The 25,608-nt window shown below is 64.0% G+C and carries 13 protein-coding genes; 7 read left to right on the top strand and 6 right to left on the bottom strand.

Annotated features, from left to right (window positions below; genetic code table 11):
• Positions 1-105 precede the first annotated feature (105 nt).
• Together coaE and FXN63_RS23325 are read right to left on the bottom strand one after the other, a co-directional pair.
• A complete protein-coding gene (gene coaE / locus FXN63_RS23320) occupies positions 106-714 on the bottom strand; it encodes a dephospho-CoA kinase (RefSeq protein WP_148817910.1) in 609 nt (202 codons plus the stop codon).
• Between the two features lie 93 nt (positions 715-807).
• Complete coding sequence (locus FXN63_RS23325; RefSeq protein WP_342791207.1) at positions 808-1,680, bottom strand: prepilin peptidase; 873 nt, start codon at positions 1,678-1,680, stop codon at positions 808-810.
• A gap of 217 nt (positions 1,681-1,897) precedes the next feature.
• Here FXN63_RS23325 and FXN63_RS23330 point away from each other — a divergent pair, with 217 nt between their 5' ends.
• Together FXN63_RS23330 and FXN63_RS23335 are read left to right on the top strand one after the other, a co-directional pair.
• Complete coding sequence (locus FXN63_RS23330) at positions 1,898-2,452, top strand: copper resistance protein NlpE (protein ID WP_148817912.1); 555 nt, start codon at positions 1,898-1,900, stop codon at positions 2,450-2,452.
• Positions 2,453-2,774: 322 nt separating this feature from the next.
• Positions 2,775-5,003, top strand: coding sequence for a putative bifunctional diguanylate cyclase/phosphodiesterase (locus FXN63_RS23335; protein ID WP_148817913.1), 2,229 nt, complete (start codon positions 2,775-2,777; stop codon positions 5,001-5,003).
• 50 nt (positions 5,004-5,053) lie between these two features.
• Here FXN63_RS23335 and FXN63_RS23340 read toward each other — a convergent pair whose 3' ends face one another.
• Both FXN63_RS23340 and mnmC1 read right to left on the bottom strand, forming a co-directional pair.
• On the bottom strand, positions 5,054-7,273 hold the full coding sequence (locus tag FXN63_RS23340) for a glycoside hydrolase family 31 protein (RefSeq protein WP_425468633.1): 2,220 nt from the start codon (positions 7,271-7,273) through the stop codon (positions 5,054-5,056).
• A gap of 423 nt (positions 7,274-7,696) precedes the next feature.
• On the bottom strand, positions 7,697-9,559 hold the full coding sequence (mnmC1, locus tag FXN63_RS23345; RefSeq protein ID WP_148817915.1) for an FAD-dependent 5-carboxymethylaminomethyl-2-thiouridine(34) oxidoreductase MnmC1: 1,863 nt from the start codon (positions 9,557-9,559) through the stop codon (positions 7,697-7,699).
• Positions 9,560-9,743: 184 nt separating this feature from the next.
• Here mnmC1 and FXN63_RS23350 point away from each other — a divergent pair, with 184 nt between their 5' ends.
• From FXN63_RS23350 to FXN63_RS23360, 3 genes are all read left to right on the top strand, one after another.
• Positions 9,744-10,730 carry an ABC transporter substrate-binding protein gene (locus FXN63_RS23350; protein ID WP_148817916.1) on the top strand — a complete coding sequence of 329 codons (987 nt, stop codon included), beginning with the start codon at positions 9,744-9,746 and terminating at the stop codon, positions 10,728-10,730.
• A gap of 7 nt (positions 10,731-10,737) precedes the next feature.
• Complete coding sequence (locus FXN63_RS23355) at positions 10,738-11,640, top strand: ABC transporter permease (protein ID WP_148817917.1); 903 nt, start codon at positions 10,738-10,740, stop codon at positions 11,638-11,640.
• A gap of 75 nt (positions 11,641-11,715) precedes the next feature.
• Entirely contained in the window at positions 11,716-12,510 is a 795-nt protein-coding gene (locus tag FXN63_RS23360; RefSeq protein WP_148817918.1) for an ABC transporter ATP-binding protein, read from the top strand.
• A gap of 7 nt (positions 12,511-12,517) precedes the next feature.
• On the opposite strand, the gene FXN63_RS23365 is transcribed toward FXN63_RS23360, so the two are convergent.
• Both FXN63_RS23365 and FXN63_RS23370 read right to left on the bottom strand, forming a co-directional pair.
• Positions 12,518-14,689: a sensor histidine kinase gene (locus FXN63_RS23365; protein ID WP_148817919.1), complete on the bottom strand. Its 2,172-nt coding sequence runs from the start codon at positions 14,687-14,689 to the stop codon at positions 12,518-12,520.
• Positions 14,679-15,398: a response regulator gene (locus tag FXN63_RS23370; protein ID WP_148817920.1), complete on the bottom strand. Its 720-nt coding sequence runs from the start codon at positions 15,396-15,398 to the stop codon at positions 14,679-14,681. Before FXN63_RS23370 ends, FXN63_RS23365 begins: the two co-directional genes overlap by 11 nt.
• Before the next feature lie 114 nt (positions 15,399-15,512).
• Here FXN63_RS23370 and FXN63_RS23375 point away from each other — a divergent pair, with 114 nt between their 5' ends.
• Both FXN63_RS23375 and FXN63_RS23380 read left to right on the top strand, forming a co-directional pair.
• Complete coding sequence (locus tag FXN63_RS23375) at positions 15,513-17,210, top strand: ShlB/FhaC/HecB family hemolysin secretion/activation protein (RefSeq protein WP_148817921.1); 1,698 nt, start codon at positions 15,513-15,515, stop codon at positions 17,208-17,210.
• Positions 17,211-17,372: 162 nt separating this feature from the next.
• Positions 17,373-25,454, top strand: a complete 8,082-nt coding sequence (locus FXN63_RS23380; RefSeq protein ID WP_148817922.1) for a GLUG motif-containing protein — start codon at positions 17,373-17,375, stop codon at positions 25,452-25,454.
• Positions 25,455-25,608: the final 154 nt, after the last annotated feature.

Consider the following 25,608-nt stretch of genomic DNA (forward strand, 5'->3'; position numbering starts at 1 on the left):
CGCGGTTGCCGACGAGCAAGCCGCAAGCGGATTCCGTTCGTACCGTCTCAATACGCTACCGAGGAAGAAAAACGCGTGGCGAGTTCGGAAGAACACAGTAGCGCGTCAGGCCAAGGATGACAATTCACGCCAGCGCGCGTGCAGCGTCTCGACGCGTGCTTCCAGCTCGTCGGCAGTCGTGGCACCGTCATTGACGATGACGTCATCGGCCGCACCCAGGCGCTCGTCGCGCATTGCCTGCACCAACATGATGCGTTCCACCGCATCACGCGTCAGGCCGCTGCGGGACTGCACCCGGCGAATCTGGGTTTCTTCATCGCAGTCGACCACACAGACGCGGTCGACCCGACCGGCCCATTGGCCTGACTCAACCAGCAGCGGCACCACGAAGACCTGGTACAGGCCAATGGACTCGGCGGCAGCCGCATCGATATGTGTGCGGATCATCGGGTGCAGGATCGCTTCCAGCCGAGACTTGGCGGCCCGGTCACGGAACACCAGCTCGCGCATCCGCGCACGGTCGAGTGCGCCTTGGGCGTCGATCATCTCGTCACCGAAAGCAGCGCGCAGCGGGGCAATGCCTGCGCCGCCCGGCGCGGTGAGCGCGTGCGCGATCGCATCGGAATCGATAATCGCTGCGCCACGCGCTTCAAGCAGATCGGCCACACGGGTCTTGCCCGAGCCGATACCACCGGTCAAACCGATTTTGAGCATGTTTTAAAGGTGAATTAAATGCGCGAAACCGACATTGTGCAGTAAGCGCGCGCACTCGCGTCCGGTCCAGCCCGCCGACGTTTGCAGGCCGGGCTAGAAACCGAGCAAACCCACACCGTTTTGCCGGAGCAGCAAACAAGCAAGACCGGCCATTGCCAGATAAGGACCAAAGGGCAGCGGATCGCCGCGCTGCGCACGACCAGTGATCAACAATGCCCCACCGACCAGCACGCCGGCCACCGAGGAAAACAACAGGATTTCCGGCAGTGCCCGCCAGCCAAGCCAGGCGCCCAGCGCCGCCAGCAGCTTGAAGTCACCAAAGCCCATGCCTTCCTTGTCCGTCGCCAGCCGGAACGCCTGAAAGATAACCCATAACACGCCGTAACCCAGCGCCGCGCCAAGCACAGCATCGGCAAGCGGCGCGAACATGCCACTTATATTAAGCAACAGCCCGGCCCACAGCAGTGGCAGGGTGATGTCGTCGGGCAGCAGCGAGGTCTGCGCATCGATGAAGGCCAGGGCCACCAGCGCGGCGCACAGCCCCATGGCCGCTACCGCCGCCACGCTCGGGCCATACTGCCAGGCGCAGATGGCAAACAGCAGTGCGGTCAGCGCCTCGACAGCCGGATAGTGCCAGGGGATGGCATTCGCGCAGTGGGCACATCGGCCTTTCAGGCGCAGCCAGCCGATGACCGGCAGATTTTCATGCCAGCGCAGGCGGTGGCTGCATTGCGGGCAGTGGGACGGTGGCCAGGCGAGATCGAAACGCTCGGGGGGTGGCTCGGGGGCCTCCGGTACAGCCGGCACGGTTCGTTCAGTGGTGGGGAGCGCTTCGACCTTTTCCAGCGCTTGTACCGCCTCGGCTTCCTGCCAGGCCTTGCATTGCGCCGCCCAGTCGCGCGTCATCATGCGCGGCAGGCGGACGATCACCACATTCAGAAAGCTGCCGATCAGCAGCCCGAGCAATACAGCGAACAGAGGAAACAGCCAGGGATGGGCGGCAAAGGTGGCGAACGTGTCAGGCGATGTCATCGCGCGAGATTAACGCGCCAATCAGGTCAGCGGCACGACGCGCAGGACATCGAGGGCAGAACGTGAATATACGTATACAAGACACTTGGGCGGGTGCCCTCTCAGTTAGACTGCTTACTTGATCGCCACCACCCTGGCGTCGGAGCTATTCATGTCTGCCCTACCCCAACTTTCCTCCTTGTCCGCCCCGCTGCGCCGCGCGCTGCCGGTCCTCGCCATCGCTGGCGCTGCCTTGCTAAGCGCGTGCAGCATTCCGTTGCCGGAAAGCAGGCAAAACCTGTCTTCCGATGCGTCGCGCGACACCCCCGCACCGCCGGAAGCCCGTGCCGACAATGCCTTCCCCGCCGCCCCCGGCATCAGCGAAGCACAAAGCTTCCGTGGCGTGCTGCCCTGCGCGGATTGCGCCGGACAACGTGTCACCCTGACCTTGCTGCCCGACCAGACCTGGCGCTTGCGCCGTGTCTACTTTGGCACCCCCAGCGGCAAAGACCTGAGCTTTACCGCTCGCGGCACCTGGGAACGCAGCGGCGAGCGTGGCCGTCAGTTGCGTTTGATCGGCGACGCCAACGAAGGTGGCCTGTACGAGTTCACCTCCACCAGCCAGTTGCGCCTGCTTGACCTGGCCGGCCGACCGATTACGTCCAGCCTGAACTACACGCTGACGCAGTTGCCCGAAGCCGATCTGATCCCCGAACTGCGCAAGTAAATGCGGAGCGCTGCTGCGTCGACTCGTTTGCAGCAGCGATCTTTTGACGAATTCCGACGGTTGGAGTTCGAACCCACTTGGTAAAGTGGGGCAAGCAAGCTCAAGCAAATAAGCGCAAGCCAGCCGCTTGAAAGACAGCCTCCACACGCGGGGCTGTCCATCCCCATCGAGCACGTGCCTCACACCTGCCAGATGCAGGACGAAAACCAGCTGTAGCGCTGACGCGACACCGCTGCATCCACCCTGTGTCACATCCCGTATCTTGTTCGTTGCGCCATACTTGTAGCGCTTTTCCTGACGACTCGCCCTCTCGCGACTTCCCATGCTGCAAGGCACTTATTCTCCGCCCCTCGTCGTTGTCTCGTTGCTGGTAGCAATACTGGCGGCTTACACCGCGCTCGACATGACGGAACGCGTCCGGGCGTCTGACGGTCGCTCCGCGCACAGCTGGCTGGCGGGCGGCGCATTCGCCATGGGCCTGGGCATCTGGTCGATGCACTTCATCGGCATGCTGGCGTTCGAGTTGCCGATCGCGATTGGCTACGACCTGCCCATGACGGCAGCGTCCCTGGCCATTGCGGTGGCCGCCTCTGCGCTGGCCCTGTTCCTGGTGACACGCACCACCCTGCCCTGGACGCGCCTGGCTGGCGGCGCGCTGCTGATGGGCGGTGGCGTGGCATCCATGCACTATCTGGGCATGGCCGCCATGCGCATGTCACCCGGCATCGACTACGACCCTGCCTGGTTTGCGCTGTCACTGCTGATTGCCGTTGGTGCCTCGGGCGCGGCCTTGACGATCAGCTTCCGGCTGCGCTCGGGCACACCTTACGTGGGGCTGCTGCGTATTCTGGCGGCCATCGTCATGGGTATCGGGATTGTCGGCATGCACTACGCAGGCATGGCCGCCGCCCGCTTCCCGGCCAACAGCGTCTGCATGGCGATTTCCAGCAAGAACGGCATCGATGCGGGCTGGCTGGCGATTCTGGTGGCGGTGATCACGCTGGCAGTGCTGGGCATTGCCTTGCTGGTGGCGATTCTGGATGCGCGCATGGCCGCACGCACCTCGCTGCTGTCTTCATCCTTGGCGGTCGCCAACGAACAACTGATCAAACTGGCGTTGCACGACAACCTGACCAAGCTGCCTAACCGGATTCTGTTGCAGGACCGACTGGAACAGGCGCTGGAAAAGGCAGAGCGCAAGCATCTGCACTTTGCAGTGATGTTCCTTGATCTGGATGGTTTCAAGGCGGTGAACGATGCCTATGGCCACCACATTGGCGACCAATTGCTGGTCGAAATAGCCAATCGCATTCGCAATTCACTGCGCAGCCGCGATACGGTTGCCCGCATCGGCGGCGACGAATTTGTCATCGTGATCGAGCTGGACGACTTGACCGACGCCGCCACCATCGGAGACAAGCTGATCCGCGCGGTCGATCAACCCATCTACGTGGCGGGGCACCGCTTGTGCGTGACCACCAGCGTGGGCGTGGCGATGTACCCGGAAGACGGTCGCACCCCGCACGCGCTGCTGAGCAACGCCGATGCCGCGATGTATCACGCAAAAAGCAGCGGCAGCAACGCCTACAGCTTCTTCGAACCCTCGATGAACGCCAATGCCCAGGAACAGCTGCAACTGCTGCACGACCTGCGCACTGCCATCCAGCGCCGCGAATTCGTGCTGCACTACCAGCCGAAATTCCGGGCACCGGCAGGGCCTGCGCTTGGCGCGGAAGCCTTGCTGCGCTGGCAGCACCCCACGCTGGGTCTGCAAAAGCCTGATCTGATCATTCCCCTGGCCGAAAAAGCCGGGCTGATGGTGACGATTGGCGAGTGGGTGCTGGACGAAGCCTGTCGGCAACTGCGCAGCTGGATGGACGCTGGTCACCCCGAATGGACGATGGCGGTCAACCTGTCGCCTGTGCAGTTTGCACATATCGGCTTGGTCGATCTGGTGGCCAGTACGCTGAAACGTCATGGCGTGCCCGCCAAGAATCTGGTGCTGGAAGTCACGGAAGCCACGGCCATGCGTGATGTCGAAACCAGCCTGGACGTGCTCAACCGTCTGGTGGCACTGGGCACCTCGATTTCCATCGACGATTTCGGCACGGGTTATTCAAGCCTGCTGTACTTGAAGCGCCTGCCGGCCAATGAGTTGAAGATCGACCGCGGTTTTGTGATGCAGTTGGCACAGGACAACGAAGATGCCGCCATCGTGTCTGCAATCGTGGCCTTGGGTCAGACGCTGAATCTGAATATCGTTGCCGAAGGCGTGGAAACGGCAGAACAGCAGGAATTCCTGACCGAACTGGGCTGCAATTCGCTGCAAGGCTTCCTGCTGGGCGTACCGACCGCCGGACAGAATTTCCTGGGCATGGTGGACGAGCAGGCGCGCAATGGATATCGGAATGTGGGTGCGGATGGGGGTGCCGGTGGGATTGCAGATGGGGACCCGGATGCCGCTAAAGCTGCAGCCACGCCTGTCAGCAAAAACGTCGACATCAATGACCGCGCGACTGCGGGCGCAGATACCTCTACCACCATGCAATAGGGCCTGGCCGCAGCAGCGGACAGGCCCTATTGGTCAAGACAGATCGCAGATCAACGTGCGCGCGAGATACGCACCTCGGCACCGCGCCGCTTCACTTCCAGTCCTTCGGACGGCAGAATCTTCAGCCCTTCCAGCCCCTTCACGTAGCTGGAACCCTGCATCTGCATCACGCGGATCTTGTTGCGCATCACGCTCGGGTTATGGATGGGCATGCCGAACAGCCAGACTTCATCCAGAATCCGCGCGGAATTGAACTCACCGGTGTGTTGTGCGGCAGGTCCGAGGCACAGCATGTGGCCTTCGCGACCAAATACCGGCAGACGATCCATGCCCACTTCGATGGTCCAGGTGGTGCCACCTTCGTAGCGCCAGCCGGTGCTCATGTCCCACCATGCATCGCCCTTGGGCAAGTACACGGTCACGGTGGTGCCCGGTTGCACGATCGGCACGATCAGCAGTGCCGGGCCCAGCAGGTATTGCAGGCCATATTTGTGCGCGTCCGGATCGTCCGGGAAGGCCATGGGCATCGAACGCTGCACCGGCAAACCGGTACGGGCAGAATCTTCGATCACGCCCAACACGTACGGAATCAGGCGATAACGGAACTGCAGCCAAGTACGGACATGCGCCTGGGTTTCTTCGTCGAAGTCCCAGGGCAGCAATCCCGGCGAACCTTGCAGACGCAGGTTGCCGCTGAACACCGCAGCACCCAGCCAGCGCAGATACAGCTCGGGGGTGAGTGCATCGGTCGGCATGTCGGGGTTGCCCACGTCATGCATGTGCACCGGCACGCCGCTGGAACCCACGGTAAGTGCAGCGCGGATCGATTCGATCAGGCCGTCCCAGGTGTTGGCGACCGGCGTGGCAGCTTGCCACGGCAGACGCTGTGCGCCGGGCAGCAGGTCGCGGCTGAGCACCACGCCTTCGGCGGGAGTCTTGTTCCACGAGGCCGCTTCGAACAGACAGCGCTTGACCAGCAGCGGGTAGGCGGTACGCAGTCGGCTGGCGCTGTCGCCATGACGACCGACGATGTCATCGGGCATCTCGATCTGCGCGTCGCAGGCGACCGCATCCACGCCGTCGTCCTGGAACTGGCGCAGCTTGTCGCGCCAGAAGGTCCAGACGTCTTTGTGGGTCAGGTCGAGCAGGCCGAAGGCTTCGCCGCCGGTTGCCGCCACACCCGGGAAGGCATGTGCGCCCCCGGTTGCATCGGTCAACAGCCAGCCCTTGTCTTCGAGCTCTTCGAACATGGTCGAGCTTTGCAGCACGCCCGGGAAGCCCGGCAGGACCACACGCGCATCGTGGCGTTTGAAGTTGCCCAGCAATTGACGCGGGTCCGGGAAACGCTTGCCGTCCCATTCCAGCGCCAGGCGGCTGCGCACATCCCAGGCACCCGGGGTGTCCAGCGTGACGGTATCAAACGCAATGCCGCGTTCGCGCAGCTGCGCAGCCAGATCGACCGCCAGTTCAGGGGCAGCACCGCGCGCCTGACGTACCCAGGCACCCATGGCCCAGAGCGGCGGCTGGCCGGCGCGGCCAGTCAGCTGCGAATACTGGTTCAGGATTTCCGACGGATCGCCCAGGAACATGAACACGTCGAGATTGATGTCGCGCCAGCCAGCGAGATAACCCGCCGCCGCGTCGACCCCGACGTTATGTACCGTGGCACCGGCCGTGTTGACATACACGCCCCAGCCGCGCGTGCTCCAGGCGAGCGGCAGCACACGAGCTGCTGCGTCGTCGGTGGACAGCACTTCGCCGCGTCGATCCAGGTCGTAGACGTTTTCGCCCAGACCGTAGACCGCTTCACCTTCCTGCAGGGCGAATCCGACCGTCCACTCGCGGTCCTGGGTGTCGTCACCGACCAGCCCGCCGACGCCGAACGCCGACAGTTCGGGCTCATCGATGCTGGTCAGCACCGGCACGCCCTTGCGCGACAGCGAAATACGCAGCGGATTGGTCAGCACATTCAGCACGTCTTCGCCTTGCGTCAGGCGGAAACCGCCATCAACGGCTTCGAACAATGCTTCGCCAATGGCCTCGTCGCGAGCCAGCAGCTCGTAACGTTGCGAGGACGGACGCGCAGCGCGCGATGTCGTCTCGCCTTCGGCCGTGGTGTCTATGCGCAGGCGAAAAACACCCGGCGCGTGCGCTTCGACCAGTACCGACCAGTCCTGGTCAGTCGTGAATTGAATGCTCGGCCCGTTGGTGGCACGCTCGGTCAATGACACAAAACGCGTGTAGCGGGAAGAGTCGAATTGAAATGGCACAGGTTCCCTCGATCGCATCCAGCATATTGACGTGAAATCCAGTTCGCCCTACAAAGACCTCTGCAAGCGTCATACGCCCTGATATGTCGACACAGCTAATGCATATGTCGATTGTCCTGAATTCGGACAGGCCGCAAGACTACCCATCACCCGCGATTTGAACCGGGGCGATTGGCGAACACAGCGCAGATGGCCGAAGGCCACCGCCGCGAATGGCCCGAGGCCACCCACATTTACCGTCAAAACCGCTATTTTGACGGATTCGGTGGATCAAAGAAACCGCTTAGCCCATCGGAAACCCCTTAGATCGCGTTCTTCTGGCGATTTAATGCGGATTTTTGGAAGAAATATCGTGCATTGACCGTCCAGCGGGACAGGTTTCGCGATTTTTTGGCGGGTCAGGACAATTTGCAGCGGCTGCGGTTACATCGGCGCAATGGTCGCCAGCAAGCTTCGCTCCAGCGGCACCGGTTCACCGGCCAACTGGGTGGCAATCAGCTCACCAGCCAGCGCCGACCAGCTCAGCCCGCGCGACGCATAGGCCGTGGCCAGCCACACGCCGGGTGCACTTGGCAAGGCTCCGATAACCGGCAGTCGGGTGGGCAACACCGCGCGCCAGCCGGCCCAGTCATCCAGCGCGGCACCGTCAATGGTTGCTAAATCCAGCCCGGGTAAAAGCCCGGCCAGCTTGGCCAGCACCGTGTCGCGCCCGGAATCGGTGATGCGCGGTGCGTCCGCGTCGTAGACATAGGTGCTGCCGACCACGCACCTTCCGTCGATGGCAGGCAACAGGTAGCCCTCGCCCGCCACCACACAGCGGGGATCGATGCCAGCCGCCGGCACCCGGGCAATTTGCCCGGACACCGCCCGCATGCCATCCAGACTGGAGGTAGCCAAGCCGCTGCGTGCCAGCAGACCGGGCACATCCACACTGGCGGCCACCACCACGGCTTCGGCACGGGCCAAGGTCTGGCCGGCTGCGTCCAGCGCCAGCCAGACTTCGCCACCCGGCACATCGGCCGGTGTGCGCATCAGGCGATCGACCGATGCCTGTGTGCGGGTCACGCCCGGCATATCCAGCAAGCCCCGGCAAAGCAAACCGGGCTGCACCCGCATGCCGCGTGGGAACCAGAACCCACCGCGCGCAAGCGGACGACCGGCGAATTCGCTGGCCGTCTTGCCGTCCACCGCCTGCAACCATTCAGGCGGGAAGTCCAGCGCGGCAACCGTGGCGTAGGCTTCGTCTACCTGACTGTCGCTGCGCATCTGCTGCATCGTGCCGCAAGCCAGCACGGCAGCGGCTGCCGGCGCATGAGCCAGCCAGCGTGCATGTGCGCGCAAGGTGCCGGCACGGGCCAGACGGGCGCGCGGACTGTCGTCGCGGGCAATCAAGGGGGTCAAGGCAGCGGCAACGTGGCCGGCGTGGGTATCGTCGCGGCCGGCGTCGATCACATCCACCTGCCAGCCACGCAAGGCAAGTGCGTGGGCAACGCCCGCCCCGGCGATTCCGGCGCCGATCACGATAGCCCGACGCTCGGCAAAGTCAGGCGGGGCGGGAGCCGCATTGCGTGGCACATAACGCGGCGCATACCGGCCAAGCATCATGGGCTGCGTGTCGTCGCTGCCCGGATGGTGCTCGATCTCGAAACCGGCCGTGACCAGGGTGCGACGCACGGCATCGGCCTGACACCAGGTTGCCAGCATGGCACCCGGTGCCGCGCGGCGTGCTGCCGCCCGCAACAACTCGTCGGCCCAGGGTTCGGGATTCACCGAGGGTGAAAAGCCATCCAGGTAATAGGCATCGGCGCGAAAACTCAGTTGCGGCACCAGTTCGCGCGGCGGGCCCACCGCCAGCGTCAGGCTCACCCTGCCCTGATCCAAGTCCAGCCGGTGCATGCCAGGTGTCATCGGCGGCCAATGGGCAAGCAACTGGTCGGCCAAGTCTCGCCACGCAGGCGGCACGCAGCCCGCCAGCATCTGCGCCAGCCCCGCACGATCGAAGGGATGCGGCTCGACCGCCACCATATGAAGACGTCCGGAGCGCGCCGGGTCGTCTCGCCATGCCGCCCAGGTCGCCAGGAAATTCAGTCCCAGACCAAAGCTGGTATCGAACACCGTGAACTGTTCGCGCGCACGCCAGCGCGCGGGCAAACCGGCACCCGCGACCAGACTGCGCGATGACAAGGCACCCGCCTGCGCGGCGCGATAGGCCTCGCCATATCGGGGGCTGAAGGGCGAGCCTGCGGCGTCGAAGGCCGGGACGGAAAGGACAAGGGGCTGGAACACCCGCGCATGATACGCAATCGGCCCCACACTGTCGGCGGCCTTGCAGGCACGCCCCAGGAAAGATCGTCAGTGAGGCAGCCCAGTTGATCTGGCGCAATGCTCGTGTCTGCTCACGCCTGCGCTAGACTAGGCTCGCCATGCCCCGCCGTGCCGAGCGGGTGCGCCTTTATTCAAGGACCGCTACATGTTCACCCCCACTGCCGAAGTTCGTCGTCGTGTCCTGCTTGCCCTGGCCTTGAGCGGATTGTCTGGCCTGGCCGCCACGCCGGCGCTGGCTGCTGACAAGTTTGTCGCCATCACTGCCATCGTCGAGCACCCGTCCCTGGATGCCGTGCGCGACGGCGTGCGAGACGAATTGAAAGCAGCAGGGTTCGAAGCCGGCAAGAACCTGAAGTGGGAATATCAAAGCGCCCAGGGCAATCCTGGCACTGCCGCGCAGATCGCCCGCAAATTCATCGGTGACAAGCCCGATGCCATCGTGGCCATCGCCACTCCCTCTGCGCAGGCGGTAGTGGCCGCCACCAAGTCGGTGCCGGTGGTGTTCGCGGCCGTGACCGACCCGGTGGCTGCACAGTTGGTGAAAAGCTGGGATGCCTCGGGCACCAATGTGTCGGGCGTGTCCGACGAGCTGGCGCTGGACAAGCAGATCGAGCTGATCAAACAAGTGGTGCCCAATGCCAAACGCGTGGGCGTGGTCTACAACCCGGGCGAATCGAATTCGCGTGTGGTGATCGACCAATTGAAGAAGCTGTTGCCGCCTGCCGGCCTGAGCCTGGTCGAAGCCGCCGCCCCGCGTACCGTGGACGTAAGCGCCGCCGCGCGCAGCCTGGTCGGCAAGGCCGATGTGATCTACACCAGCACCGACAACAACGTGGTGTCGGCCTACGAAGCGCTGGTGAAGGTGGGCAGCGACAGCAAGATTCCGCTGGTTGCCGCAGACACCGGCAGCGTCAAACGCGGCGCGGTAGCCGCCTACGGCATCGACTACTACGACCTGGGTCGTCAGACCGGCAAGATCGTGGTGCGCATCTTGAATGGCGAAAAAGTCGGTGCCATTGCCCCGCAACGTGGCGAAAAGCTGGAGGTCGCTGTCAACCCCGACGCCGCCGCCAAGCAAGGCGCTACCCTGCCCGCTGCGCTGGTGAGCAGCGCCAAGACCGTCGTCAAGTAAGCCTGCCATGTCTGCATTTGCGTTGCTGGGGGCCGTCGAGATCGGACTGGTGTTTGCGCTGGTCGCGCTGGGTGTGTTGATCTCGTTTCGGATGCTGCGGTTTCCCGACCTGACGGTAGACGGCAGTTTTCCGCTGGGCGGGGCGGTAGCCGCCACCTTGATCGGCCTGGGTGTCGATCCCTTTGTCGCGACCGCCGCTGCCGTGGCTGCCGGCGCGCTGGCAGGCCTGATCACAGGTTGGCTCAATGTCAGCCTGAAGATCATGGACTTGCTGGCCAGCATCTTGATGATGATCGCGCTGTATTCGATCAACCTGCGCATCATGGGCCGGCCCAACGTCCCGCTGATCTCCGAGCCCACCATCTTCACCATGCTGTTGCCGGGCATGCTGCCCGACTATGTCGAACGGCCATTGCTGTTGCTGGGTGTGGTCGTGGTGGTGAAGCTGGCACTCGACTGGTTCTTTTCCACCGAAACCGGCCTGGCAATACGCGCCACCGGTGCCAACCCCCGCATGGCGCGTGCGCAAGGCATTGCCACCGGCCGCGCCACCTTGGTCGGCATGGCGATTTCGAACGCGCTGGTCGGGCTGGCGGGTGCGCTGTTCGCGCAAACCCAGGGCGGTGCAGACATTTCCATGGGCATCGGCACCATCGTGATCGGCCTGGCCGCCGTGATCGTGGGCGAAAGCGTGATGCCGGCGCGCCGCCTGGTGTGGATCACCCTGGCGGTGATTGTCGGGGCGCTGCTGTATCGGCTGTTCATCGCCATTGCACTCAATAGCGACTTCATCGGCCTGCAAGCACAAGACCTGAACCTGGTGACTGCCTTGCTGGTGGCTGCTGCCCTGGTGCTGCCGCGCCTGAAGGGGCAACTCAAACGCCGCCTTGCCAGCCAGCGGGAGCACTAGCATGACACCACGCACATCATGGCTGCGGCCTTGCACCCAGGTTCACCACGCTGCCCCCCGCAGGACGACATCGATATGCTGAAAGCCAGCCAACTGCACGTCACTTTCAACGCTGGCACGCCCATCGAAACCCGTGCGCTGCGCGGGCTCGATCTGGACATTCCCAGCGGGCAATTCGTGTCGGTGATCGGGTCCAACGGCGCGGGTAAGTCCACGCTGTTGAACGCCGTGTCGGGCGATCAGTCAGTGGATCGCGGACAGATTTCCATCGACGGTGTCGATGTCACCCGCCAGCCGGCCTGGGCACGTGCCGGTCAGGTGGCGCGGGTGTTTCAAGACCCGATGGCAGGCACCTGTGAATCGCTGACCATCGAAGAGAACATGGCACTTGCGCTGGCACGCGGCAAGCGTCGTGGTCTGCGCCTGGCCTTACGTGGCCAGATGCGCGAGCAGTTCCGCGAGCGCCTGGCGATGTTGGGCCTGGGGCTGGAAAAGCGGCTGACGGATCGCATCGGGCTGCTATCGGGTGGCCAGCGGCAGGCGATCAGTCTGCTGATGGCGTCCTTGCAACCCTCGCGGATTCTGCTGCTGGACGAACACACGGCAGCACTCGACCCGCGCACGGCGGCGTTTGTGCTGGAGCTGACCGCGCGCATCGTGGCCGAGGGCAAGCTGACCACGATGATGGTGACCCACAGCATGCGGCAGGCGCTGGATTACGGCGACCGCACGGTGATGCTGCATCAGGGCAAGGTGGTGCTCGATGTGTCGGGACCAGAACGCGCAGGCATGGATGTGCCAGACCTGTTGCGCAGGTTCGAGCAGACGCGCGGCGAAGTGCTGGCCGACGACGCGCTGCTGCTGGGGTGATGCGCGCCTAGTTTTCTACTGCCGGCGCGTTCTCTATCGATCGCGTCAATGGCAGCCAGAACGCGAACACCGTACCGCCACCACTGTCTGGCAGCCATGCGCAGTGCGCGTCCAGCGCCTGCGCACGGCTGCGCACATTGGCCAGGCCGCGACGACCGGGCTGTACCGACGCACTGGGCGGCTCCGAGAACGGATGGCCGTTGTCGCGCACACAAACCTGTACGCCGGGTGCCCCGTCCCCCCGTGGTGACAGCGCCTCTCCGGTGGAGACCGTGATGGCAGTGGCACCACTGTGCTTGATGATGTTGGTCAGCACCTCTTGCACGATGCGCAGCACATGCAGCGCGCTTTGCGCATCGAGCCAGGGCAATGGCGGCAGTTCGTTCATCTGCCACTGCAAGACAATGCCCGCCCCCGACAGCCTGGGCCCCAGACGAAAGCGCAGCGCGCCCAGCAAGGCCAGCAGGTCAGCATCGGTACTGTCCAGGGAATCGATGGAGATTTTCAGATCGTCGATGCATTCCTTCAGCAACTGCACCACGTCTACCTGCGTCTGCCCGCGCTCCACCAGTCGCAGCGCGGTCATCAGCGATGAGCCAACCCCGTCGTGCATTTCGCGCATCAGGCGCTGACGCTCCTGCAGCAGCGTCTGCTCGCGTTCGGCGGCGCGCAGGCGCTCATGGGTTTCGCGCAATTCGGACTCCTGTGCAGCCAGTTGCTCGGTCAGCACGACACGCGCGCGTGATGCGGATTCCAGCGCGTGGATATAGCGCTGGAACATCATGTAGAGAAACAAGGTCAGCAAACCCAGGTTCAGATAAGGCAGCAGATACAGGCCTTCGATGTTCAGCCAATGAAGCTGCAAGGCCACGTCATGCATGCTCAAGGGCCACGCCAGAATTCCCCAGGCCGCCAGGAATAGACTGGCCCCGCTGCGCAGGGAACGGGCATTGGCGATGACGACATATAGCTGCACCAGCGCGGGCGGCACCAGCAACAGACGCAGCAAGGGCAGCACGGATCCATGCCCGGCCCACCAGGTGGGCAGCGCAAGCACAATGGCCGCCACGGTGTAGACCAGCATCCAGCGACTCAGACGCGGACGCGGCCGGTGCTGCACCAGACCCAGAAAATTCACTGTGCACACCGGGGAACTCAGCATCGCCGCCAGGGTGATCCAGGTGAACCAGACAAAGTCCATGTCCAGTCCCTCGTCTCCCACCAGAAAGGTCAAGGCGGCCAAGGACTGGCCCAGCGCGATGCAGAAGAACCAGGCAAAGGCCTTAGCTTCGGTACGCTGCCCCTGCATGCCGGGATGTTTCCCGAACCGCAGCCAGGCTGCCATCCCCAGCGCAAACAGACCCAGCATCAGATACGAGCCGCGCCAGTAGCCGACCAGCGTGGTCTGCAGGAAGGTGCGCCAGCGCCAGCGAGGCAGCAGTTCTGCTGCCGGCCCCACCCACATGGTCGACAACGCGCCTCCTACCCCCGCCTTGCTGGCCATGCGCATGTGCACCCAGGCATCGTTGCCCGCTCGCAGCATGCCGCTCAGGTCGATCCACAGGGGGTAATTGAAGTTGCTCCACGCCTGATCGCCGCGCGATTGCCAGGCCAGGATGCCATCCACATAGACGGACAAGGTGCCCGTGGTCTGCCAGCGCGGCAGATACAAACGTGTGCCCTGCGGTGCCAGTGCAGCCGCAGGCAGCTTCATGCGATACCAGAGCACGCTGGTCTGGTCGCCGCTGGCGACGCGCCCCTTGCCCAGATCGCGTTGCCGGGTGTGTGGCAAGGCCACCGATTGCCAGTGCGTTGCTGCATCGAGCAAGGGGCTGTCGCCCGCATCCAGCTCGTTCAGAGAAGGCGGCTGCAACCAGGCGGTGCTGGTGGATGCCCAGACCTCGGCCTGGGTAAGGTGCACGGCATGGGGCGTGGGCTGAGGTTCTGACTGGGGCTGAGGCTGGGATTGCGCGCTTGCCGATCCGCCAGCCATGCCTGGAAAGACAGTCGGCACCAAGGCAGAAAACAAGACCAGAAAAAAGATCAGTCCAATACGGTGACTGCGCGCACGACCCGGCCATGACGTCTGCATCCACGACACAAACCCGCTGCGCCAAGCCCACCAGCGCAAGCCCGCAAGACCGCTGTCGACACCTTGCAGGCCGGCGTCATTCTTCACGCAGCCACCCCTGTCGTGCGCCTTCCCGCACCGCCCCGGCGCGCGAGTTCACTTGCAGCTTGGTATAGATGCGCCGCACGAAGGTCTGCACCGTGTGCGGGGACACGCCCAGCGCGCCCGCCACCTCGTCAACCGTGTAGCCCCGTGCCACCAGCCGCAGCACTTCGGCCTCGCGGGCAGACGGCGGCACGGCAGTTTCCTGCGCAGGCACCTGTGGCGACCGTGCTGCCTGGGCGGCCTGGCGCAGCAACAGCTTGCGCGCCACCATCGGGTTGATCGGACTGCCTCCTGCGTGCAGGCTGCGAATCTCGGACACCAGTTCCTCGGCGCTCAGGTCCTTCAGCAGATAACCCATGGCACCGGCCTCGATGGCACGCAGCACATGCGTCTCGTCGCCGAAGATGGTGCTGACCATCACCGCGCAATCCGGCCAGCTTGCGCGAGCAGTCGCGATCACATCCAGCCCCGATCCATCCGGCAGCCCCAGGTCCACCAGCAGCACGTCTGGCGATGGGTCTGAGCCGCCTTGAATCTTGGTCAGCGCCTCCTGCCGACTGGCCGCCGCCCACAGCATCTGCATGCCCTGCGCGCCCTGCACTGCCTGCATCACCGCCAGGCGGCAGGCGCAGTCGTCCTCCACCATCGCCACGCACACAGGCTTGGGTGGAGTGATCGGGAGCGCGGCGTATCTATCGGTAACAGGAGACATAGCCGCGCATCGTGCCATCAACCTGGGCTGAGGTCACGTCCCCACATCTGGGGACATACAAATCCTTACCGTCCTACTACGCTGCGCCGGTCACCTATTCCAGGCGTTCCGGCCATGCACCAGACCACCCACACCCAGCCCCTTCGCATGCTGCTTGTCGTCTTGCTGGGCCTGCCCAGCTTGCCCGCCTTGTCGCAGTCCACCGTGCCGGATGCAGGTTCTCTGTTGCGTGAAACCGAACGCAGCCTGCAAGTGCCACGCGCGGCCCCCCAGCCCCAGGCTGCCCCCGCTGCGCGGCCCATGCCCTCGGATGCGAAAGCCGCTCGCATCACCGTGCAACAGATCACCATCGAAGGTGCCAGTCTGGTGCCCACCGCTGAACTCGATGCCCTGGTGGCTGATCGCCGGGGCCAGTCCTTGAGCCTGGCCGAACTGGAATACACTGCCCAGCGGATTGCCGAGTATTACCGCGCCCGGGGCTGGTACGCCCGGGTCTTCCTGCCCCAGCAAGACGTGACCGAGGGCAATGTCCGCATCCATGTGCTGGAAGGCCGATATGGCGGCAGCACGATCGCAGCACAAGGCCAGCGCGCCGACGCCGCCAAGGTGCAGCGCATGGTCACCCGTTCGCTACAGCCCGGTGCTCCGCTGTCGTCGGCAGATCTGGAGCGCGGTCTGCTGATTGCCAACGACTTGCCCGGTGTCCGGGCAACCGGCCTGCTGCAGGCGGGCGACCAGCAAGGGGAAACACAGTTGGCGCTGTCCGTCCAGGACACCCCCTTCGTCACTGGCGATGTCGGGCTGAACAATTACGGCGTGGCATCGACCGGCCGGTTGCAGGCCGTGGCCGGCCTGGCGCTGAACAATCTGAGTGGCGGCGGAGATCAGTTGGCCTTGCGCCTGCTGGCAGCCCAGGACATCCGCAGCGGCTTGGCGCGCTACAGCCTGCCGCTGGGCGACAGCGGCCTTCGCCTGGCCACCCAACTGTCGACGCTGGACTACTCCCTGGGCGGCAGCTACCGAGACTTGCAAGCCGAAGGCAAGGCACATACCGGCGGCCTGAGCCTGAGCTATCCGCTGATCCGTCAGGCCGCACACAACCTGCAACTGACTGCCGGTTATGAACACCGCCGCTACGACGACGATGCACTGGGCCAGTCCCTGCGTCGTCACCGTGTCAACGCCGCCACGCTGGGCGTGAACGGGGATGTCCGTGACGCATTCGGCGGTGGCGGCATCACCTGGGGCGGTGCTCAGCTCACCCACGGTCGCCTGGGCATTCGTGACATCAACAACGACCGCGCGGTAGATGCCGCCACGGCTCGCAGTGCGGGCGGCTATCAAAAGCTTGCGTGGAACTTGAACCGCTTGCAGAACCTGGGCAGCGGCTGGCAAGTGCAGGCGGCCCTGTCGGGGCAGTTTGCCGGCGACAACCTGGGTAGTTCCGAGCGCTTCACGCTCGGCGGCCCCAGCCAAGTGCGCGCCTACGCGGTGAATGAAGCCAGCGGCGACGCCGGGGTGCTGTTCAAGCTGGAACTGCAACGTGAACTGGGCAAGGGCTGGCAAGCCACTGCGTTCTACGACACCGGCCGCATTCGCCAGCACCACCAGCCCTGGACCGGCTGGAACGCGCGCAGCGGTCAACCGAACAGCTACTCGCTGTCAGGTGCCGGGTTCGGCCTGAACTGGCGGCATCCCGACTGGTTCCTGACGGCAAGCCTGTCCACCCCGATCGGCAGACGCCCCGACCAAGGTGATGGCGCACGCCCCAGCGGCGTGCGTGGCTGGATCAGTCTGACCCGCCTGTTGTGATCGTCAACACGTGCGCTGGACCGACACAGACGCACCGCACGCAATCGACGCCCTGACGCCCGCCCCGTGGACACTGCCCGCGCTCGGGCACGTAGCAAAAAAACACATCGGCCGCCCTGCACAGCGCAAGCGGTGGTTGCAGACAATCAAGGAATTACCGCCATGAACCATACCTACCGCCTGGTCTGGAACGCCACTCACCAACGCTATGTTCCTGCTGCCGAGACCGCCCGCAGCCAAGGCAAGCGCGCAAGCGGCAAGGCGCTGCTGCCCGCAGCCGTGGTATTGAGTTCCGCGCTGCTGGGCATGCCGAGTTTTGCGCAGGCCCCGCCCGCGGCCAACGCCCTGCCCACCGGCGGCCAGGTGGTGGCGGGCCAGGCCAGCATCGGCCAGGCGGGCAGCCAGATGACCATCACCCAGGGCACGGACAAAGCCATCCTGAACTGGAACAGCTTCGACATCGGCCGCGACGCGCGTGTGCAATTCCAGCAGCCCGGCAGCAGCGCCGTGGCGCTGAACCGGGTGGTGGCCGGCGACGCCAGCCAGATACACGGCCAGCTGGCCGCCAACGGACAGGTGTGGCTGGTCAACCCCAACGGCGTGGTGTTCGGTGCCGGTAGCCGAGTCGACGTGGGCGGCCTGGTGGCGTCCACGCTGAACATCACCGACCAGGACCTCCTGGACGGCAAGGCCGTCTTCACGCGCCAGGGTGCGACTGGCGGCATCACCAACCAGGGGCAGATCACCGCCACCGGCGATGGGGAACAAGGCGGCATGATTGCGCTGCTGGCCCCTAGGGTGCAGAACGACGGCGTGCTCACGGCGCAGCTGGGCAAGGTCGCGCTGGCCGCCGGTGACCAGATCACCCTGGATGCGGGTGCAAACGGTTTGTTGCGCGTGGCCGTGCAGCCCTCCACCTTGCACACCCTGGTGGAAAACCGTCAGCTGATCGTCGCCGATGGTGGCCAGGTGGTGATGACCGGCCGGGCCGCCGATGCCTTGTCGGGCAGCGTCGTGGCCAACACCGGCACCGTGCAGGCACGAACGCTGGGCACCCACAATGGCCGCATCATGCTGATGGCCGATGGCGACCATGGCAGCGTGCAGGTCAGCGGCAAGCTGGACGCCAGCGCTCCGTCGGGTCAAGGCACGTCCGGTGCCAGTGGCCACTTGGGCCAGGGTGGCAGCATCGAGGTCACCGGCAAACAGGTGGTGCTGGCCGGGGCCACGCTAGACGCCAGCGGCACCCACGGTGGCGGTGACATCCAGGTAGGTGGCGGCTGGCAAGGCGGCGGCACGCTGACACGTGCACAGACCACGACCGTCGACGCCGGCAGCAACCTGATGGCCGATGCCACGCAGAAAGGAGATGGCGGCACGGTTGTCGTCTGGTCCGACCAGAAGACCGACTACGCCGGCCACATCAGTGCAAAAGGCGGTGCCAAAGGCGGCAACGGCGGCAAGGCCGAGGTATCGGGCAAGGCGACGCTGGCATTCAAAGGAACTGCCGATCTGTCGGCCACGCAAGGCCGCTTCGGCGACCTGCTGCTGGACCCCTACAACCTGACGATCGTCAGCGGCAACGGTGGTGCGCCAGTTGCCAGCGCCGACGATTCCACGCTGGGCGCCAACACCCTTACCGCCGCGCTCGCCGGTGCCAATGTCACGGTGTCCACCGGTGCCGGCGGGACCCAGGCCGGCGACATCACCGTCGATGCGCCCGTGACCTGGAGCGCCAACACGGTGCTTACGCTACAGGCGGCGGGCGACATCGCGATCAAACAAAATATCACCGCCACGGGGGCGAGCGCTGGGCTGGAGCTGTCCCATGGGGTGGGCAAGGACTACCAGTTGAAGGACGGTGCCAACGTCACGCTGAGCGGTGCCAGCGCCACCTTGAAGATCGGTGCCACGGGTGCGCTGAACAGCTATACCTTGCTGCGGGATGTGAGTGCATTGCAGGCCATCCCAGCCAGCAGCACTGGGCACTTTGCACTGGCTGGGGAGATCGATGCGTCGCCATTGTCGAGCGGCGCGGGGTTTGCGCCGATTGCGAACTTTGGCGGCACGTTTACCGGGATGGGGCACGCCATCAACGGGTTGACGATCAATCGTCCTGCTACGAATAACCTAGGCTTGTTTGGCATCACTGCCAGCGGCAGTACCATCCGCAATGTGGGTTTGGTGGGTGGCGGCGTGACGGGCTCGTATAGCGTTGGAATGCTGGCGGGTTCAAACAACGGCACCATCAGCCATGCTTATGCCACCGGGACGGCGCGGGCCGTCGATACGATCGACGGTCAGGTTGGTGGACTGGTTGGCATGAACTTTGGCCAAATCAGCCGTTCTTATGCAACGGGTAACGTCAGCGGTAGCCGCTACAACGGCGGCTTGGCCGGTGCAAACGCAAACAACGCCAATATCACGCTCTCCTACGCCACCGGGTCGGTAACAGGGACGCAAGAAGGCACCGGTGGCTTGGTGGGTATAAACAGCGGATATAGCAATATCAGCCACGCTTATGCGACCGGCACCGTGAGCGGTACGGGTCGTGTCGGCGGACTGGTGGGTTTTGTCTCTGCCAGCTCCGTTACTGACACCTATGCCACAGGACCGGTAAACGGTACCGGGACCGCCGAATTAGGTGGGCTGATCGGTGCAAATAACGGCAGTGTTGCCCGTAGCTTCTACGCGACCACCGACGCAACTGGGACGGGCATCAACAACGGGGGCGTTGCTGCAGGAGGTTGGAATGGCAACGCCAGTGGAACGGGAAAAACCTATACAGAACTGATGGCCCCCACCACCTTCAGCGCCTGGGACACGTCCATCTGGTCGCTCGCCCGTGGCGCGAGCGTCGCTGGTTATGAGACTGGCCTTCCCTCACTGATCGGCGTGACCCGCGCCGCAGACGTGGTACGTGGCACCCTGTTCCAGGGCGGCATGGGCACGGGTGCAAGCCCGTACACCATCACCGACTGGCAACAGCTGGCCAATATCAATCAGGTGGCCGGTGGCACCTACACCTACAACCTGAGCAACAACCTGGACAGCAGCACCAGCGGCTATACGCAGCTTGCCAGTGCCACGGCAAATGGCGGCCTGGGGTGGAAGCCGCTGGGTGACTCAGCCACTCGTTTTGCCGGCACCTTCGACGGGAAGGGCCGAACCGTCAGCGACCTGTTCATCAACCGCCCAACCCAAGATGAAGTTGGCCTATTCGGCAATAGCGCCGTAGGTAGCAAGATCAGCGACATCGGCATATCAGACGCCAACGTCACAGGTCGCCACGTCGTCGGTACCTTGATTGGCTACAACGGTGACGCTGATATCGCGCGCGTTCATGTCTCAGGTACGGTGAAGGGACATAACCGACTAGGCGGATTGGTGGGAGACAACCGAGGCACAATTTCCCAAACCCACGCGAATGTGGCCGTCACCGGAGCAGAAGACAGAGCCGGTGGCCTGGTGGGTGTCAACTGGAGGACCATTGACAATTCCTATGCTACAGGGAACGTTTCGGGTACCAGCAATGTTGGCGGACTGGTGGGCATCACTGATGCCTACAGTGCCATCACGAACGCCTATGCGACGGGGACGGTTTCCGGCACTACCTTCGTCGGCGGCCTGGTGGGTCTTGGCACTGCCTTCAGCTCAATCAGTGAAGCCTATGCCACAGGAGGGGTAACGGGCAGCACTGAAATCGGCGGCCTTGTGGGAGCGCATCATGGCGGGACCCTCACACGCGGTTTCTACGCCACCACCGATGCCGGCGGCAGCGCCATCAACAACGGTAGCGCCACAGCGGGCGCTTGGTCCGGCAACATCAACGGCACCGCAAAAACCCGCGCCGAATTGATGAACCCGGCCACCTTCACTGGCTGGAACTCCGCCGTCTGGACATTCGCCCGTGGTGCCGCAGCCGAAGGGTATGAAGTCGGCCTGCTGCCCGCCTTGACCGGCGTGACACGCACCATCGACATGGTGCGCAGCACCTTGTTCCAAGGCGGTCTGGGCAGCAACCTCAACCCCTACGGCATTACCGATTGGCTGCAGCTGGCCAATATCAATCAGGTACTGGGCGGTGGCTATTTCTTCAACCTGAACAACAACCTGGACAGCAGTTCCACAGGCTATACGCAGCTTGCCGGTGCCACGGCAAATGGCGGCCTGGGGTGGCAGCCGCTGGGGAACGCCACCACCGGCTTCAATGGCAACTTCGACGGGAAAAGCCGCAGCATCAGCGGCTTGATCATCAATCGACCCACTGAAGACTATGTGGGCCTGTTTGGCTACACGACAACCGGCGGTGTGGTCAGCAACATCGGACTGCTGGGCGCAAGCGTCACGGGTCAGATGGGAATAGGAGGCCTGGTCGGGTACAACGCGGGCGCCACCATCAAACAGGCCTATGTGGCAGGTGAAGTGAAGGGAGAATCCGACGTCGGGGGGCTGACAGGCATAAACGCCGGCACGCTTTCCCAATCGTATTCAAGTGCGATGGTGACTGCGTCACAAACAAGAGCAGGTGGCTTGGTAGGCGCCAACAACGCAAGCATCGCGGATTCGTATGCCACTGGGGACGTGTCAGCCTTTCAGCAGACCGGGGGCTTAGTGGGCTTCAACGCGGGCGCAATCGATCGCGTCTACGCCACAGGAGCGGTGTCGGGCACCGATTCCGTCGGCGGTCTGGTGGGGCAGTCGCTTGCTCCCGTGACCAACGGCTTCTACGCCACGACCAACACCAACGGCGACGTCATCAACAACAACGGCGGCACCGCAGGTGCTTGGGTGGGCAATATGTCAGGCACTGGCAAAACCCGCGCCGAGTTGATGTCCCCCACCACCTTCACCGGCTGGGACCCCGCCATCTGGGCACTCGGCCGCGGCGCAAGCGTCGCCGGTTACGAAATCGGCCTGCCCTCGCTGATCGGCGTGACACGTGCCGCAGACATGGTCAGCGACGGTACGCTGTTCCAGGGTGGCATGGGCACCACGCTGGCCCCCTATGGCATCGCCGACTGGCAGCAACTGGCCAACATCAACCAGGTGCTGGGCGGCGGTTATACCTTCAACTTGAGCAACAACCTGGACAGCGGCACCAGTGGCTACACCCTGCTGGCCAGCGCCACGGCCAATAGCGGTCTGGGGTGGAAGCCGCTGGGTAACGACACGACCAACTTCAACGGCACATTCGATGGACAGAATCACACCGTCAGCGGGTTGATGATCAATCGACCGACTCAGGAAACGGTTGGACTCTTCGGCGTCATTGGCAACACTGGCGCAATCCGCAATGTTGGCATCCTGAACGCGGACATCGCAGGTTCGTACAGGTCTGGGGTGCTGGCGGGGCAAAGCAATACAGGGAGCACCATCCGCCGCGCCTACGCAATCGGCAGCCTCGTAAAGGGGCAATCAAATGTCGGCGGATTGGTAGGTGACAACCACGGCACGCTTTCTCAAACTTACGCAAACGTGAGCGTGACAGCGCAGGGTGGCGCCGGCGGCTTGGCAGGCTTTAACTCAGGCACCATTTCCACTTCCTATGCCCATGGCACGGTCTCAGGCGGCTCGGTTATTGGCGGACTGGTGGGAGACAACCGCGGCGCAATCGAGCATGTATATGCGACGGGAGCAGTTTCCGGCACCGCCAACAATCGCGGTGGGCTGGTGGGAGCAAACGGTTTCGGCAGTACGGCCACCAACGCTTTCTATACCACCACCGATGCGGACGGCAGCGCCATCAACAACAGCGGTGCCACCGCGGGCGCCTGGGCCGGCAACACCAGTGGCACCGCCAGAACCCGCGCCGAGTTGATGAACCCCACGACCTTCACTGGTTGGGACCCCGCCATCTGGACACTCGCCCGTGGCGCTGCAGTCGCAGGGTATGAAGTCGGCCTGCTGCCCGCACTGACCGGCGTGACCCGTGCGGTAGACATGGTGCGCAGCACGCTGTTCCAGGGCGGCATGGGCACCACGATAGACCCCTATGGAATTACCGACTGGCAGCAGCTGGCCAATATCAATCAGGTGCTGGGTGGTGGCTATACCTACAACCTGAGCAACAACCTGGACAGCAGCTCCAGCGGGTACACCTTGCTGGCCAGCGCCACGGCCAATGGTGGTCTGGGGTGGAAGCCGCTGGGTAACAGCACGACATCGTTCACCGGCACTTTCGACGGGCAGAATCACACGATTGGCAGCCTGTTCATCAACCGTCCTAACGAAAACAACGTCGGCCTGTTCGGCAGCGCCGACAGCGGTAGTACCCTCCGCAATCTCGGCCTGCTGGATGTGAGCGTCGTCGGCCGCTATTACGTAGGGGCGCTGGTTGGTGACAACCAAGGCGGCAGCACGATTACCAAGGCCCATGCATCGGGCGAGGTGACAGGCGTGTTGAATGTCGGCGGATTGATAGGTGCCAACCAGGGTGCAATCTCCGACGCCTATGCAAGTGCGACCGTAAACGCATCGCAATTCAGAGCTGGTGGGTTAGCGGGCGGAAACCTCGGAACCATCGCTCGTTCATACGCCACAGGCACCGTGTCCGGTGGCGCACATAACGGTGGGCTGGTTGGCTTGAACCAGGGAACAATTGAGCATGCCTACGCCACAGGGAACGTGTCGGGCAGCAGTTTCATCGGGGGATTGGTCGGCCAGAACGATGGCACGATCGACCACGCCTATGCCACGGGGACGGTTTCTGGCAACGGCAGTGTCGGCGGACTGGCGGGAGGGAGCGGCATCGTAACGGGTACCGCCTCCAATGCTTTCTACGCCACCACCAACGCCGGCGGTGCCATCAACAACAACGGCAGCACCACTGGCGTCTGGTCAGGCAATGCGAACGGCGCTGCCAAAACCCTTGCCGAACTGATGACCCCTGCCACCTTCACCAGCTGGGGCACCAACCTGGCCACCGAGGGCGGCAGCGCTGCGGTCTGGCGCATCTACGCTGGCAATACCACGCCGCTGCTGCGCAGCTTCCTGCAGGCTGCCACCGTCACGGCCGACATGAGCGCGGCGTCGAAGACCTACAACGGCAGCATTGCAAGCGGCACCGCCGGCTACACCAAGAACGTCTCCGGCAGTCTGCTGGGTACGTTGAGCTACGCCAGCAACAGCGCCGATGCCGGCACCTACACCAACACCGACGGCACGCTGCAGCTGGGCGGCCTGTACTCTGGTCCGCAAGGTTATGACATCAGCTACGCCCCTGCCAGCCTGAGCATCACGCCGGCCGTGCTGGTGCCGGTCGGCCCGGGCGGCCCGACTGCGCCGGACACCATCAGCGGCATGCTAGTGGGCACGGTGCGCAAGACCTACGACGGCACCTCTACGGCCACGCTCGACGCCGGCAACTTCCTGTTGACGGGCTGGGTGAACAATGACGGCGCAACGGTTACCCAGACACGCGGCCAGTACGACAACGCGAACGCAGGCAGCGGCAAGATGGTGACGGTGGATCTGTCGCGCGGCGACTATCTGGCCACGGGCACCACCAACCTGGGCAACTACATTCTGCCCGCCCGGATCAGCGGCGCGGTCGGCACGGTCGACAAGGCCGCGCTGACGGTCAGCGCCATCGACGCTGGCAAGGTCTATGACGGCCAGGCATGGCAAGGTGGCAATGGCGTGCGTTACGCCGGTTTCGTGAACGGCGAAACGGACTCGGTGCTTGGCGGCGCGCTGAGTTATGTCGGCAACGCACAGGGGGCGATCGAGATCGGCAACTACGTGCTGACGCCGCAGGGCCTGAGCAGCGGCAATTACGCGATTACGTACGGCAACGGCACGCTCGCGGTGAACAGCCAGGGGGGTGGCGGAAATCCGGGCGGTGGCAATCCGGGCGGTGGCAATCCGGGAACCGGGAACCCGGGCGGTGGCAACAACGGTGGTTCCAATGGCGGATCGAACGGTGGATCGAACGGTGATTCCAACGGCGGCAACCCGGGCGGCAACAACGGCGGTGTCATTCCCGGCGAAGGTACCACCGGTGGCAGCACGCCGGGCGACGGTATGGGTAACGACAGTCCAGGTGCCGGCAACTTGCCCGGCGATGGCGGAACCTTGGTAAGCGGCGCGTCCGCATCACCAGGCAGCAGCCTGTGGCGCGTGTTGAATCGCGACACCCCGCCGTTCACGTTGCCGCCAGAAGAAGGTGAACCGAATCGCAACCGTTCGGTGAACTACCTTTCCGTGGCCCCCAACTACATTCGCATGCGCGGCGCGGACTGAGGGGCTGCGCGATCAGTGGCCCACCGCCCACACAAGGGAAGGCGTGCCGACAGGAATGTGTTGTCCACAGCCGCAGCGCGCTGCGCGCTGTGGACAACACAAAGACCGTGGGCCGGGATTGCGCGGAACCGAGATCGGCCTGATGCGCCGCTGT

It is taken from the genome of Pigmentiphaga aceris (assembly GCF_008119665.1).
Classification (GTDB): domain Bacteria; phylum Pseudomonadota; class Gammaproteobacteria; order Burkholderiales; family Burkholderiaceae_B; genus Pigmentiphaga; species Pigmentiphaga aceris.

Bases quoted from the DNA above. Each gene is read 5' to 3' on its own strand.
- coaE (WP_148817910.1), bottom strand. From the start codon at position 714: ATGCTCAAAATCGGTTTGACCGGTGGTATCGGCTCGGGCAAGACCCGT.
- FXN63_RS23330 (WP_148817912.1), top strand. From the start codon at position 1,898: ATGTCTGCCCTACCCCAACTTTCCTCCTTGTCCGCCCCGCTGCGCCGC.
- FXN63_RS23335 (WP_148817913.1), top strand. From the start codon at position 2,775: ATGCTGCAAGGCACTTATTCTCCGCCCCTCGTCGTTGTCTCGTTGCTG.
- FXN63_RS23350 (WP_148817916.1), top strand. From the start codon at position 9,744: ATGTTCACCCCCACTGCCGAAGTTCGTCGTCGTGTCCTGCTTGCCCTG.
- FXN63_RS23355 (WP_148817917.1), top strand. From the start codon at position 10,738: ATGTCTGCATTTGCGTTGCTGGGGGCCGTCGAGATCGGACTGGTGTTT.
- FXN63_RS23360 (WP_148817918.1), top strand. From the start codon at position 11,716: ATGCTGAAAGCCAGCCAACTGCACGTCACTTTCAACGCTGGCACGCCC.
- FXN63_RS23370 (WP_148817920.1), bottom strand. From the start codon at position 15,398: ATGTCTCCTGTTACCGATAGATACGCCGCGCTCCCGATCACTCCACCC.
- FXN63_RS23375 (WP_148817921.1), top strand. From the start codon at position 15,513: ATGCACCAGACCACCCACACCCAGCCCCTTCGCATGCTGCTTGTCGTC.
- FXN63_RS23380 (WP_148817922.1), top strand. From the start codon at position 17,373: ATGAACCATACCTACCGCCTGGTCTGGAACGCCACTCACCAACGCTAT.